The sequence below is a fragment of the Rahnella sp. AN3-3W3 genome (assembly GCF_003263545.1).
In the GTDB taxonomy this organism is placed as follows: Bacteria; Pseudomonadota; Gammaproteobacteria; order Enterobacterales; family Enterobacteriaceae; genus Rahnella; species Rahnella variigena.
In genome coordinates this window covers 19157-33100 of record NZ_JYDG01000068.1, presented here as the reverse complement: position 1 = coordinate 33100, position 13944 = coordinate 19157, and the positions used below count along the sequence as shown (strand labels likewise).

General features: G+C 53.4%; 12 protein-coding genes. All 12 read right to left on the bottom strand.

The window, feature by feature from the left end:
- Positions 1-46 precede the first annotated feature (46 nt).
- The 12 genes from nuoL to lrhA all read right to left on the bottom strand — a co-directional run bounded on the left by nuoL (position 47) and on the right by lrhA (position 13747).
- The gene (gene nuoL, locus UC15_RS18305; RefSeq protein ID WP_112289936.1) at positions 47-1894 is read right to left on the bottom strand and encodes an NADH-quinone oxidoreductase subunit L; all 1848 of its coding nucleotides are present in this window, start codon (positions 1892-1894) and stop codon (positions 47-49) included.
- On the bottom strand, positions 1891-2193 hold the full coding sequence (nuoK, locus tag UC15_RS18300) for an NADH-quinone oxidoreductase subunit NuoK (protein ID WP_004936014.1): 303 nt from the start codon (positions 2191-2193) through the stop codon (positions 1891-1893). The genes nuoL and nuoK overlap by 4 nt, the downstream gene beginning before the upstream one ends.
- Entirely contained in the window at positions 2190-2750 is a 561-nt protein-coding gene (gene nuoJ / locus UC15_RS18295; RefSeq protein ID WP_112289935.1) for an NADH-quinone oxidoreductase subunit J, read from the bottom strand. The genes nuoK and nuoJ overlap by 4 nt, the downstream gene beginning before the upstream one ends.
- A 12-nt stretch (positions 2751-2762) precedes the next feature.
- Positions 2763-3305 carry an NADH-quinone oxidoreductase subunit NuoI gene (gene nuoI, locus UC15_RS18290; protein WP_112289933.1) on the bottom strand — a complete coding sequence of 181 codons (543 nt, stop codon included), beginning with the start codon at positions 3303-3305 and terminating at the stop codon, positions 2763-2765.
- A gap of 14 nt (positions 3306-3319) precedes the next feature.
- Positions 3320-4297, bottom strand: coding sequence for an NADH-quinone oxidoreductase subunit NuoH (gene nuoH, locus UC15_RS18285; RefSeq protein WP_112289931.1), 978 nt, complete (start codon positions 4295-4297; stop codon positions 3320-3322).
- On the bottom strand, positions 4294-7020 hold the full coding sequence (nuoG, locus tag UC15_RS18280; protein ID WP_112289958.1) for an NADH-quinone oxidoreductase subunit NuoG: 2727 nt from the start codon (positions 7018-7020) through the stop codon (positions 4294-4296). Before nuoG ends, nuoH begins: the two co-directional genes overlap by 4 nt.
- 141 nt (positions 7021-7161) lie before the next feature.
- Complete coding sequence (nuoF, locus tag UC15_RS18275) at positions 7162-8523, bottom strand: NADH-quinone oxidoreductase subunit NuoF (protein ID WP_112289929.1); 1362 nt, start codon at positions 8521-8523, stop codon at positions 7162-7164.
- Positions 8520-9056 (bottom strand): NADH-quinone oxidoreductase subunit NuoE, encoded by a 537-nt coding sequence (gene nuoE / locus UC15_RS18270; RefSeq protein ID WP_226790007.1) that lies wholly within the window; start codon positions 9054-9056, stop codon positions 8520-8522. Before nuoE ends, nuoF begins: the two co-directional genes overlap by 4 nt.
- A gap of 2 nt (positions 9057-9058) precedes the next feature.
- Positions 9059-10858 (bottom strand): NADH-quinone oxidoreductase subunit C/D, encoded by a 1800-nt coding sequence (gene nuoC / locus UC15_RS18265; protein WP_112289927.1) that lies wholly within the window; start codon positions 10856-10858, stop codon positions 9059-9061.
- Between the two features lie 89 nt (positions 10859-10947).
- Complete coding sequence (locus UC15_RS18260; protein WP_013574590.1) at positions 10948-11622, bottom strand: NADH-quinone oxidoreductase subunit B family protein; 675 nt, start codon at positions 11620-11622, stop codon at positions 10948-10950.
- A gap of 22 nt (positions 11623-11644) precedes the next feature.
- On the bottom strand, positions 11645-12088 hold the full coding sequence (locus UC15_RS18255) for an NADH-quinone oxidoreductase subunit A (RefSeq protein WP_101076106.1): 444 nt from the start codon (positions 12086-12088) through the stop codon (positions 11645-11647).
- Between the two features lie 714 nt (positions 12089-12802).
- Entirely contained in the window at positions 12803-13747 is a 945-nt protein-coding gene (lrhA, locus tag UC15_RS18250; RefSeq protein WP_112289925.1) for a transcriptional regulator LrhA, read from the bottom strand.
- Between the last annotated feature and the right edge of the window lie 197 nt (positions 13748-13944).

Below are 13944 nucleotides of genomic sequence, written 5' to 3'. Positions count from 1 at the left end.
GTAACACCAACAGACCGGCATTGATAACTACACCCGTAATGCAGGCTTAAATCACCAGCAGCAGCGCCAGAACGACGACTGCACCGAGCCCCATTGACGCGACGTACCAACGAACCTGACCGTTTTCGCTGAGAGTCAGACCACGGTTACCCAGACGGGCAAACAGCGCAGGCAGATTCATCATTGAGTTCAGTGGATCACGTTGCAGGAGTTTCGCAACCAGCAAATAAGGTTTCACGAAAATCATGTCGTACAGCCAGTCGAAGCCCCAGGCATGGAACCACCAGGTCGTGAAGAAACGGCCCGGTGCGCTTTTCGCAATGCTGTTGACCAGCGAGCGTTTCCCCAGATACAGGGCCGCCGCCAGCAGAATGCCCGCAATTGCAATCACGCCTGATGTGATTTCCAGCGTCAACACACTGCCATGCGCCAGCTCAGTGGTATCCGGCAGTACGCCTTTCAGTGGCGGAACAATCATCGCGCCAATAAAGGTGGACAGAACCAGTAACACCAGCAGCGGCAGGTGGTGAGTGATGCCTTTACCCGCATGCGCTTTGATTTTCTCTTCGCCGTGGAAGACGATGAAGATCATGCGGAAGGTGTACAGCGAGGTCATAAACGCACCGACCAGACCCGCAACCATCAGATTCAGGTGGCCGTTAGCCAGCGCACCCGCGAGGATTTCATCTTTACTGAAGAAGCCCGCAGTGATGATTGGTAAGGCGGACAGCGCCGCGCCCCCGACCAGGAAGCAGATATAGACAAGAGGAATGGATTTACGTAATCCACCCATTTTGAAGATGTTCTGTTCGTGGTGGCAGGCCAAAATGACCGAACCGGAAGAAAGGAACAACAGTGCTTTGAAGAATGCGTGCGTCATCAGGTGGAAGATAGCGGCATCCCACGCCTGAACGCCCAGCGCCAGGAACATGTAACCAATCTGGCTCATGGTCGAGTACGCGAGAACACGTTTGATGTCGGTTTGCACCAGCGCCGCGAAACCGGCCAGAACCAGCGTGACCGCACCGATAATGCCCACCAGATGCAGAATTTCAGGCGCCATCAGGAACAGGCCATGAGTACGTGCAATCAGGTAAACACCGGCGGTGACCATAGTCGCGGCGTGGATCAGCGCGGAAACCGGCGTCGGACCGGCCATGGCGTCTGCCAGCCAGGTCTGAAGCGGAAGCTGTGCGGATTTACCCACTGCGCCGCCCAGTAACATCAGGGTCGCCCAGGTAATTGCCGTGTCGCCTACTGCCAGTTTCTGCGGTGCCAGGACCATCAGTTCACGGAAGTTCAGCGTACCCAGTTCGCGGTACAGGATGAACAGTGCGAAAGCCAGGAACACGTCACCCACACGGGTCACGATAAATGCTTTCATCGCTGCTGCGCCGTTAGCCGGATGGGTATAGTAGAAACCGATCAACAGGTAACTGCACAGACCCACGCCTTCCCAACCGAGGTACATCAGCAACAGGTTGTCTGCCAGTACCAGAATCACCATGCTGGCGATAAACAGGTTGGTGTATGCGAAGAAGCGTGAGTAGCCTTCTTCACCGCGCATGTACCAGGAAGCGAACATGTGGATGAAGAAACCGACGCCGGTCACCACGGACAGCATGGTCATCGACAAACCGTCGAGCGTCAGTGTGACAGGAATATTGAAGTCACCGACCTGCATCCAGTTCCACAGATGCTGATTAAAGACTTCCACGCCCGCCGCTTTCTGGCTGAGGAAATTGATGCCCACATAAAGGGTGGTCACTGCTGCCAGACCAATGGAACCTACGCCAATGGTAGCAGAGGTATTTTCAGACCAGCGACCGCGTGAAAAGGCCAGTAACAGGAAGCCAATCAGCGGGAACAGAATTGTTAAATAGAGTAAGTTCATCCGCGCATCTCACTGACAGTATCAATATTGAGAGTGTGGCGACGGCGATACAGTTGCAGCAGCAACGCCAGACCAATACTGGCCTCCGCCGCAGCCAGGCTGATAGCCAGAATGTACATCACCTGCCCGTCTGCCTGACCCCAGTAGCTTCCCGCCACGATAAACGCCAGCGCTGCCGCGTTAATCATCACTTCAAGACTGATCAGCATAAACAGCAAATTACGACGAACCAGCAGTCCGGTAAGCCCCAAAACAAAGAGGATCGCGGCCAGAATAAGACCATGTTGTAGAGGGATCATGCTCTCTCCTCCGGTTTTCTTTTTGTTGCCATTTCGGTCGTGACCGGTGCGTCACCGAAGACTTCACCTGGTTTGTGTTCACGACCAATATGGAATGCCACGACCAGACCGGCCAGCAGCAACATCGACGCCAGTTCAACAGCCAGAACGTAAGGCCCGAACAGCGCGATGCCCACCGCTTTCGCGTCAATCATGTCGCCTTTGATGCCGTGGTCATGCACGCCGAGGATTGACATGATCATCACCACCAGCAGGATGACTGACAGAACCGAAGGTCCGACCCAGGTGGCAGGTTTAAGCCATGCACGTTCCTGTTCTTCGACATTGCCGAGGTTGAGCATCATCACGACGAAGACGAACAGCACCATAATGGCGCCGGCGTAAACGATGATCTCCAGGGCACCGGCGAAATACGCACCGAGCGAGAAGAAGACCGCAGCAATCGCCAGTAAAGAGACGATCAGATACAGCAGTGCATGAACCGGGTTGGTATGCGTGATAACACGCAACGTCGCCAACACGGCCACCAGGGCTGCAATATAAAATGCAAATTCCATGCTTGCGGCTCCTTAAGGCAACAGACCTTTGACGTTGATCGGTTTGGCTTCATTTTCAGCTTCGCCTTTCGACTTGCCGTCAATCGCCATACCGGCCATCCGGTAGAAATTGTATTCCGGATATTTACCCGGCCCAGAGATCAACAGATCTTCTTTTTCGTACACCAGATCCTGGCGTTTGAATTCGCCCAGCTCGAAGTCCGGCGTCAGCTGAATGGCTGTTGTCGGGCAAGCTTCTTCACACAGACCGCAGAAAATGCAGCGTGAGAAGTTGATGCGGAAGAATTCCGGATACCAGCGACCGTCTTTCATTTCTGCTTTTTGCAGAGAAATACAGCCTACCGGACAGGCTACCGCACACAGGTTACAGGCAACGCAGCGCTCTTCACCGTCCGGATCGCGCGTCAGCACGATACGGCCACGGTAACGCGGAGGTGGATTGACCGGAACTTCAGGGTACATCTGGGTTTCGCGCTTGGCGAAGGCGTGCATGCCTATCATCCACAAGCTGCGAACCTGGGTACCGAACCCGACCACTATGTCTTTCAATGTCATGGTTTCATCACCCCTTATTGCGCGTTGTACAAGATGACCGCAGCGGTCGCCAGCAGATTAAGCAAGGTCAGTGGCAGGCAAACTTTCCAGCCAAATGACATCACCTGGTCGTAGCGGGGACGCGGTAAAGCAGCACGGATCAAAATGAACATCACCATGAAGAACGCCGTTTTCAGCGCAAACCAGATCACCGGATACAGGAACGGCCCCTGCCAGCCACCGAAGAACAAGGTGACGATCAGCGCAGAGACAGTCACGATACCGATGTATTCCCCCACGAAGAACAGACCGAATTTCATACCGGAATATTCAATGTGGTAACCATCGGCCAGTTCCTGCTCGGCTTCCGGCTGGTCAAACGGGTGACGGTGACAAACAGCCACACCGGCAATCGCAAAGGTCACGAAACCAAAGAACTGCGGGATGATGTTCCACATGTGCGACTGAGAAATGACGATGTCTTGCAGATTGAAGGAACCCGCCTGCGCTACAACGCCCATCAGCGATAAGCCAAGGAACACTTCGTAGCTCAGCGTCTGAGCGGATGCACGCATCGCACCCAGCAGCGAGTATTTGTTGTTACTGGACCAGCCAGCGAACAACACGGCATAGACGGTCAGACCGGCCATCATCAGGAAGAACAAAATACCGATGTTCAGGTCTGCGGCGAACCAGGTCGGGCTGACCGGAACAATCGCAAAGGAGATCAGCAGGGACGTAAATGCAATCATCGGCGCCAGCGTAAAGATGGCTTTGTCGGTGAATTTAGGTACCCAGTCTTCCTTGAAGAACATCTTGATCATGTCAGCGACCAGCTGCAGGGAACCGCCCCAGCCGACACGGTTTGGTCCGTAACGGTTCTGGAACAGCCCCAGCAAGCGACGCTCACCGAAGCTCATAAAGGCCCCGCAGGTCACAACAACCAGCAGGATCACGACAGCTTTCAGAATAGCGATCAATGAATCAATGACTACAGGTGTAAACCAGCTCATTGTGCTGCCTCCCGCAGATTTTCAACCGTTGCGCCAACCAGTATCGGAGGAATACCCGGCAAGCCCAGCGGCAGGCCAACCTGGCCCTGACTCAATGTTTCACTCAGACGAACCGGCAATCTGAGGGTCTGACCGGCACAGGTGAATTCCACCTGAGAACCTGCATTCACCCCTAATTGCGCAGCATCTGCCGGGTTAACCATCACATACGCCTGTGGCATACGTTGCTGGATCACCTTAGAGCGCTGTGTCATTTCTTCGCTGCCGAACAGGTGATAATAAGGCGCAACACGCCAGTTATCGCTCTGCGCAGTAAAGGCAGCCGGAATAGTGGTGAAGTAATCGAGTGTCCCCTCACCTGCTTCAATCAAACGCACACCCGGATCACCATGGCGCAGACTGCCGCCGACTTCACTCTGGAATTTGTTCCAGGCTTGTGGTGAGTTCCAGCCCGGCGCCCAGGCGAATGGCACCTGATTGCGGTTGGCTGTCGGGCTGTTGTTCCCTTCCATTGAGAAGGCAAACATGGTGTCTTTATCTTGCGGCTGACGCGGTTCATGAACGCTGATGTTCGCGCGCATGGCGGTACGACCACTGGAACGTGCCGGAGAACGCGCCAGTTTCTGACCACGGATACGGAAGCTGGCGTTTGGCGCAGCTTCTACCATGCCTTTCAGCTGTGGCAGTGCTTCAACGCAGGCTTCAATGACGTGATCCAGCTGCGTCCAGTCAACATGGCGGCTGTTGATGGTGGAATGCAGCGAGTGCATCCAGCGCCAGCTTTCCAGCATAGCAACCGTTGTGTCGTAGTAAGCCGGATCGTAAACCTGGAAGAAGCGCTGTGCGCGGCCTTCCTGATTCACCAGCGTGCCGTCGCTTTCTGCGAAACTTGCCGCAGGCAGGATCAGGCTGGCTTTATCCATAATGCGCGTACGCTGATGGTCAACGACCAGCAGGTTCTGCACATTCGCTAATGCCGCATCAACTTTCGCTTCAGGCGCCTGACGATAAAGGTCATTTTCCATGACGATCGCGCTGTCGGCTTCGCCGCGGGTCAGCAATTCCAGTGCTTCGTCCAGCGAGCCGCCACCAATCATCGAAAGACCGATGCTGTTTGCCGCAGAAGCCACGAACGTAATGCCGACATCGCTGCCAGCCACTTTCAGCGCTTTCGCGATATTCGCGGCGGCTTCGATGATGGCGTCAGAACCGGCGCTCGTACCGGTGATGATCAGCGGCTTGCGCGCACCGGTCAGTGCCTGCACGATCACGTCGATTTTCTTGTTCAGGCCATCAGCCAGATCGCTGACCGCGGGCGCAGAATTATCCAGCGCATGGGCGATAGCAAAGCCGAAACGCGCCTGCTCATCGACCGGTGCACGGTAATTATAAGCCGCGATATCGTCGAGTTTGGTGTTGTCCACGTTAGTGATGAACAGCGGATGTTTGGCGTGCTGACCGATGTTCTGGACTGCCGCGATTTGCCAGTCGGCTACGCGCTGAGCCGCAGCCATCGCGCGGGCTTTGCCTTTAACGGCCTGACGAACAGATAACGCGATACGCGCACCGGTCTGAGTCAGATCTTCGCCCAGCACCAGAACGGCATCGTATTCTTCGATCTCACGCAGCGCCGGTGTGTGAACACCGCTGTTGCGCAGAACGCTCAGCATCAGTTGCAGACGCCCCTGCTCTGCCGCATTGATACCGGTATAGAAGTTTTCGGCGCCAACCAGTTCGCGCAACGCAAAGTTGCTTTCCAGACTCGCGCGCGGAGAACCGATACCGATGGTTTTCTTCGCCTGACGGATAATGTCTGCCGCGCCCTGCATCGCCTGTTCAGCGTTAAGTTCGATCCAGTCGTTACCACGAAGCTGCAATGGTTTCTTCGGACGATCTTTCAGGTTCACGTAGCCATAACCGAAACGACCACGGTCGCACAGGAAGTAATGGTTTACGGTACCGTTATAACGGTTTTCGATACGACGCAGTTCGCCGTAACGCTCACCCGGGCTGGTGTTACAGCCAACAGAACATTGCTGACAGATGCTTGGCGCAAACTGCATGTCCCATTTACGGTTATAGCGTTCGGAGTGCGTTTTATCGGTGAATACGCCGGTCGGACACACTTCTACCAGGTTACCGGAGAACTCGCTTTCCAGCGGGCCATCTTCCGGACGACCGAAATAGACGTTGTCGTGCGCGCCATAAACACCCAGATCCGTGCCGTCCGCGTAATCCTTGTAATAACGGACACAGCGATAACAAGCGATACAGCGGTTCATTTCATGAGAGATGAACGGCCCGAGATCCTGGTTGTTATGGGTACGCTTGGTGAAACGGTAACGGCGCATACTGTGGCCGGTCATGACTGTCATATCCTGCAGGTGACAGTTACCGCCTTCCTCACACACCGGACAGTCGTGCGGATGGTTGGTCATCAGCCATTCCACGACGCTTTCACGGAATTCTTTCGCTTCAGAGTCGTCGATGGAAATGAAGGTGCCATCAGACGCCGGTGTCATACATGACATCACCAGACGACCGCGCGTGTCTTCCGCGTTTTGGTATTGCTTAACCGCACATTGGCGGCAAGCGCCGACGCTTCCCAGCGCCGGATGCCAGCAAAAATAAGGAATATCGAGGCCGAGAGAGAGGCAAGCCTGTAACAGGTTGTCCGCTCCGTCTACGTCGTATTCTTTGCCGTCTACATGAATCGTAGCCATAGTCAGCATGCTTCCACGTGGCCCGTCTAAACGGGCGTTAATCAAAAATTCTTGCCGGGTTGGCGTATATCATTCGACAGCGCGTCCCTTGTTCCGGAAATTCGCGCACAGCGGGCTCACGTCCGCTGCCTGTTGCCTTCACTACCAGCGCTCTTTCAGCAGATTGTTCGGCTGAATGCCCGCAATCGCATGTGCGTTGTTGTAATGCTGTTTGGCGATACCCGCCTCAAACTCTTCCCGGAAATATTTAATCGCACTCTGCAATGGCTCCACGGCACCTGGCGCGTGTGCGCAGAAGGTTTTGCCCGGGCCAAGCTGGCGGCAAAGCTGCAGGAGAGTTTCGATATCCCCCGGCTGGCCTTCACCACGTTCCAGCGCACGAAGAATTTTCACACTCCACGGCAGGCCATCGCGGCACGGTGTACACCAGCCACAAGATTCACGAGCGAAGAACTCTTCCAGGTTACGCACCAGCGGAACCATACCGATTTCATGGTCAACGGCCATCGCCAGTGCGGTCCCCAGACGGCTACCGGCTTTACCAATGCTGGCAAAGTCCATCGGCAGATCCAGATGATCGGCGGTCAGGAAGTCTGTCCCTGCCCCGCCCGGCTGCCAGGCTTTAAATTTCAGGCCATCACGCATGCCACCGGCATAGTCTTCAAGAATTTCACGTGCGGTAGTCCCAAACGGCAATTCCCAGACGCCAGGATTTTTTACCCGACCAGAGAAGCCCATCAGTTTGGTGCCGGCATCTTCACTTTTGCCCGCAGACATACCTTTGTACCAGTCCACACCGTGCTCCAGGATGGCTGGCACGTTGCACAAGGTTTCGACGTTGTTAACGCAGGTCGGTTTACCCCATGCACCGGCAGATGCCGGGAACGGTGGCTTGGAACGCGGGTTAGCACGGCGGCCTTCCAGCGAGTTAATCAGTGCGGTTTCTTCACCGCAGATGTAACGCCCTGCGCCGGTGTGAACAATCAGTTCAAAATCAAAACCGGTACCGAGAATATTTTTACCCAGCAGGCCTGCTTCTGTGGCTTCCGCAATCGCACGACGCAGATTCACTGCCGCTTCGATGTATTCGCCACGCAGGAAGATGTAACCACGGTAAGACTTCAGCGCGAATGCCGAGATCAACATGCCTTCCACCAGCAGGTGCGGCATTTGTTCCATCAGCATGCGGTCTTTGTACGTACCCGGCTCCATCTCATCGGCGTTACACAGCAGATAGCGGATGTTCATGCTTTCGTCTTTCGGCATCAGGCTCCACTTCAGACCGGTGGAGAAACCTGCGCCGCCACGCCCTTTCAGGCCAGCGTCTTTTACCAGATTGACGATTTCTTCCTGAGCCATACCTTTAAGTGCTTTTTCTGCACCGACGTAACCGTTTTTGCTGCGGTATTCGTCAATCCAGACAGGCTGCTTATCATCACGCATACGCCATGTCAGCGGGTGCATTTCTGGCGTGCGTTCGATGTGTCTTGGAATGTAGGTCATGCGTAGCGCTCCAGTAGCGAACCGATCGCTTCTGGCGTCAGATGGCTGTGCGTGTCCTCATCAATCATCATTGACGGGCCTTTGTCACAGTTACCGAGGCAGCAGGTCGGCAGCAGGGTAAAACGTCCGTCTTCGGTCGTTTCGCCCGGCTTGATGTGCAACTGTTGTTCCAGAGCAGCCTGGATCCCCTGATAACCGGTGATGTGGCACACCACGCTGTCACAGTAACGGATCACATGGCGACCCACCGGCTGACGGAAGATTTGGCTGTAGAATGTCGCCACACCTTCAACATCGCTGGCAGGAATGCCCAGAACATCGGAGATCGCGTAGATAGCGCCATCAGGCACCCAGCCACGCGCTTTTTGCACGATCTTCAGCGCTTCGATAGAGGCCGCACGGGCATCTTCGTAGTGATGTTTTTCGTGCTCAATCGCTTCGCGTTCAGCGTCGCTCAGCACAAACACCGGCGGCGCTACGGGCTCGCTGACGTTGATGTACTGAACTTCTGAGTCTTTATTGATATCTGTCATCGTTAGCGGTCCACATCTGACATTACAAAATCGATACTGCCCAGATACACGATCAGGTCGGATACCAGGCTGCCACGGATTACGGACGGGATCTGCTGCAAATGCGGGAAGCTTGGCGTACGGACACGGGTGCGGTAGCTCATGGTGCTGCCGTCACTGGTCAGGTAGTAGCTGTTGATCCCTTTGGTTGCTTCAACCATCTGGAAAGATTCATGCGCAGGCATGACCGGCCCCCACGACACTTGCAGGAAGTGCGTGATCAGGGTTTCGATGTGTTGCAGCGTGCGCTCTTTCGGTGGCGGCGTGGTCAGCGGGTGATCCGCCTTGAACGGGCCTTCCGGCATGTTTTTGTAGCACTGTTCCAGAATGCGCAGGCTCTGACGCAGTTCTTCCACTTTGAGCATCACGCGGGAATAGCAGTCACTGACGCCATCACCTGTCGGGACTTCAAAGTCAAAGTTTTCGTAGCCAGAGTATGGACGCCATTTGCGCACATCGAACGGGATACCCGTTGCGCGCAGGCCAGCACCGGTGGTGCCCCAGGCCAGAGCGTCGTCTGCGTTATACGCCGCTACGCCTTTGGAACGGCCAATCAGAATGGTGTTTTTCAGCGCCGCTTTGACATAGGAATCCAGACGCGCTGGCATCCAGTCAAGGAACTCGCGCAGCAGACGATCCCAGCCCTTCGGCAGGTCATGCGCTACGCCACCAATACGGAACCAGGCCGGGTGCATACGGAAACCGGTGATCGCTTCCACCAGATCGTAGATTTTCTGACGATCGGTAAAGGCGAAGAACACCGGAGTCATCGCACCCACGTCCTGAATAAACGTAGAGATGTACAGCAGATGGCTGTTGATACGGAACAGTTCAGACAGCATGACACGGATGGTGTTAACGCGATCCGGCGTCACGATACCGGCGAGTTTTTCAACGGCCAGCACGTAAGGCATTTCGTTAACACAACCACCGAGGTATTCGATACGGTCGGTATAAGGAATGTAGCTGTGCCAGGACTGGCGTTCCCCCATTTTCTCAGCACCGCGGTGGTGATAACCGACGTCCGGAACACAGTCGACAATCTCTTCACCATCAAGCTGCAGGATGATACGGAAAGCACCGTGCGCGGACGGGTGGTTAGGACCGAGGTTGAGGAACATGAAGTCCTCATTTTCGGTACCACGCTTCATGCCCCAGTCTTCAGGCTTGAAGGTCAACGACTCCATCTCGAGTTCTTCTTTCTGCTTGGTCAGCTCGTAAGGATCGAACTCGGTGGCGCGTGCCGGATAGTCTTTACGCAGCGGGTGCCCTTCCCAGGTCTGCGGCATCATGATGCGCGTCAGGTGCGGGTGGCCATCGAAGGTAATACCGAACATTTCCCACGTTTCGCGCTCATACCAGTTAGCGTTCGGGAACACTTTGGTGATGGTCGGAACATGAAGATCGTTTTCTGCCAATGCCACTTTGATCATGATGTCGCGGTTACGCTCGACCGAGATCAGGTGATAGAAAACGGAAAAATCCGCGGCCGGTAAACCGTCGCGGTGAGTACGTAAACGCTCGTCAAAGCCATGCAAATCGAAAAGCATGACATAAGGTTTTGGCTGTTTTCGTAAAAAGGTAATCGCTTCCAGTAACTGTTCACGTTTGAACCACACCACGGGAATTCCGGTGCGGGTCGCCTGAACAGTAAAGGCCTCTGGCCCAAAACGGTTACGCAATTCGCCGATAACCGGATCATCGAGATGATCACGGGTATGCCATGCTGGCAGGGCGGAATCTTGCGTCGTCAAATCTGTCATATTTTTTTCACCACACTAAATGGTCATTTATGCCGTAAGGGGGATATTCATAAACACCTCCCCTCAGGGTTGACTCTCAGACCGCAGTGTTAAATCTCGTCCGGCGAACGCAGATTTGTCACTGCAATACGCTCAGCACGTTTACGCTCTTTTTCAGACTGCATATTCGCGCGGTAAACACCCTGATCGCCAACAACCCATGACAATGGGCGACGTTCTTTGCCGATGGATTCCTGCAGCAGTAACAGAGCCTGCATATAGGCTTCCGGACGCGGCGGGCATCCCGGGATGTACACATCGACAGGCAGGAATTTATCCACGCCCTGAACGACAGAATAAATATCGTACATACCGCCGGAATTCGCACAGGCACCCATCGAAATGACCCACTTTGGTTCCAGCATCTGATCGTACAAACGCTGAATAACCGGCGCCATTTTGGTGAAGCAGGTTCCGGCTACCACCATGAAGTCAGCCTGACGTGGTGAAGCACGCAGAACTTCTGCGCCAAAACGCGCAACGTCATGCACCGCAGTGAATGACGTCACCATTTCCACGTAACAGCATGAAAGACCGAAGTTATACGGCCAAAGGGAATTCTTACGACCCCAGTTCACCATGCCATGCAATGATTCCTGGAGATTTCCCATGAAGACGCTGCGTTTAACCTGTTCCTGAAGAGGATCGCCGACGACCTCCTGAGATTGCAGGGGGTAACGGTCGTTCTCACCGTCCGGGTCTATGCGGGTGAGCGTATAGTCCATCTTAATGCCTCGCTATGACTGCTTACTGAGGGTGACTGTTGGTATTAATCGCCGGGCTTGGTTTAACAGGTCCTTTCGAACGTGTTGGTGTCCAGTCGAGTGCGCCAATACGCACCAGATAGAACAAACCAGCCAGCAGTACCAAAATGAAAATGGTGGCTTCAACGAATCCGGTCCAGCCGCTTTCGCGAATAGATGTTGACCATGCATACAGATACAGGGCTTCAACGTCGAAAATAACGAAGAACATGGCGACCAGATAGAACTTGGCGGACAGACGCAGTCGGGCAGTGCCGACAGAGGCGATACCTGATTCAAAAGGCGTGTTTTTGTAACGCGCTCTGGCTCTCCCGCCAAGAAACGCGGCGCCCAGTAACATCAGGCAACAAAGACCCATTGCGACGACAAGAAAAACGGCGAACGCCCAGTGTTGAGCGATGACTTCAGTGGCTGTTGACATACTCATTGCTTACTCATCAAAAGTGGCACTTTGGCATCTGCTCTGTAAGGTCGGCAGCTTGCGCACCACATCGATTCAAGGGAAGGATTAAAAACCACACAGTTCACGGCTCAACAAGGCATTAAGCCAGTGATTTGTTGTGGGCTTTTTACCCTTTTCTATAACCTTTTGTCAACTTTGACAAAAGTATCTCCACATTAGTTTACATGCATAGCATTTAATTAACATATCATGCGCCGGTACTTAAGCTAAATCGTGTCAGTAAAATACTCTGGTAAAGCATGAGCCTGTGATGGGAGTTATGACATCTTTCGTACTTTCCTATTGTCGCAGGAATAGGCAGCGCTTCCACTCTCTTAATAGGGTTATTTTTTTGATCTGTGTCAGAGTTCTGTCAATTTTGAGAGATAAAAAGGCACACTTTTAACAAGTTTTGTTGATTTTCAAAAAACGACAAGCGATTTGCGGAAAAATTTGATGCTATTTTTTAACGTTGAAAAATGCTGGTTTTTTCGCCATTTAGTCGCTCAGTTGTGGTTGGGGAGTGTTGCGAACAAGGGTCTTTACAGGGAGCGGGAAGCGATAAGGTTATAAAAGGCGGGTTTTACGCGAAATAATAAACAGAAGCACTAAAAGAATAACTCTTGCACCTCAAAAGAGGTAGAAGCCTTTACCCCCGCCCCATTAAGCGGAGGCGGAAGGTAAAGCTGGGCGAAAATCTTAGTTTTGGGGATCTGCCAGGAACTCCTGATCATCATCCATTACCGGACGCGGACCATAAGCGCTAAGCGAATAAGGATCATTCCCCTGCTCCACGGCATTGAAAATCGCCATGGCCAGTTCATTTTCACAACGGGCATTTTTGTACAGCACATACTGCGTGTCAGGCAGTCGTGGTAAACCGTCCTGTTCACCCAAAACACGTAACTCCGGACTCATCATTTCGATAGGTCGCGCAGTCACGCCCAGACCGGCACGCACTGCCGCTCGAATGGCAGACAATGTAGAAGCCACATACGCAATACGCCACGGGATCCCTGCCTGATTAAGATGTTCAGTCGCCATTAAACGATAAGGGCTGGGCTCATCAAGCACCACCAGTGGCACGCTGTCCCCGGAAGGATAAGCAAAATCCGCTGAACAGTACCAGAGCGTTGGCGAAGTGCGCAGAACGATGTGCGGGTGGTCGGTATTGGTCATCGTAGTGATGGCCAAGTCCACTTCCTCACTTTCAAGCATCGATAGCATGAAAGGACTGCGTTTCACGCGGACATCAATCGACAACTTAGGATAGATCGACGTCACCCGGCTGAGCAGGAAAGGCAAAATGGTGTCAGCTGTATCATCTGACGCACCAATCGTTATCCCGCCCTGAACATTGCTGTACATCAAAGAGGTGCAGGCTTCATCATTGAAACGAAGGATTTTGCGTGCATACCCCAATAACTGAATACCATGTTCAGTTAATAATTTATTGCGTCCATGTCTGGCAAACAGTTCTTTTCCAACGAGTTGTTCTAGACGTTGCATTTGTTGGCTTACCGCCGACTGAGTACGACACACAGCAGCAGCAGCCGCAGCGAACGTATTTAAATCAGCAACAGCTACAAATGTCCTCAACAGGTCGAGATCGAGATTGAGGATTGGACGATTTGCAATTGTCATAGTTTTTCTTCACTTTATAGAATCTAATAACAAGCTACCCTGATGGTGCGTCAAAGTACCCGCAAAAAGCAGAATACCAGATATGTCGGATACTCACTCATTTGATAAGCTAAATTGAGAAATATTTGTGCATGAAAGTTTTGGCCATTGTGAGGATACGGACATTAACTTCACCCACTCTAAATCCACATAAAGGC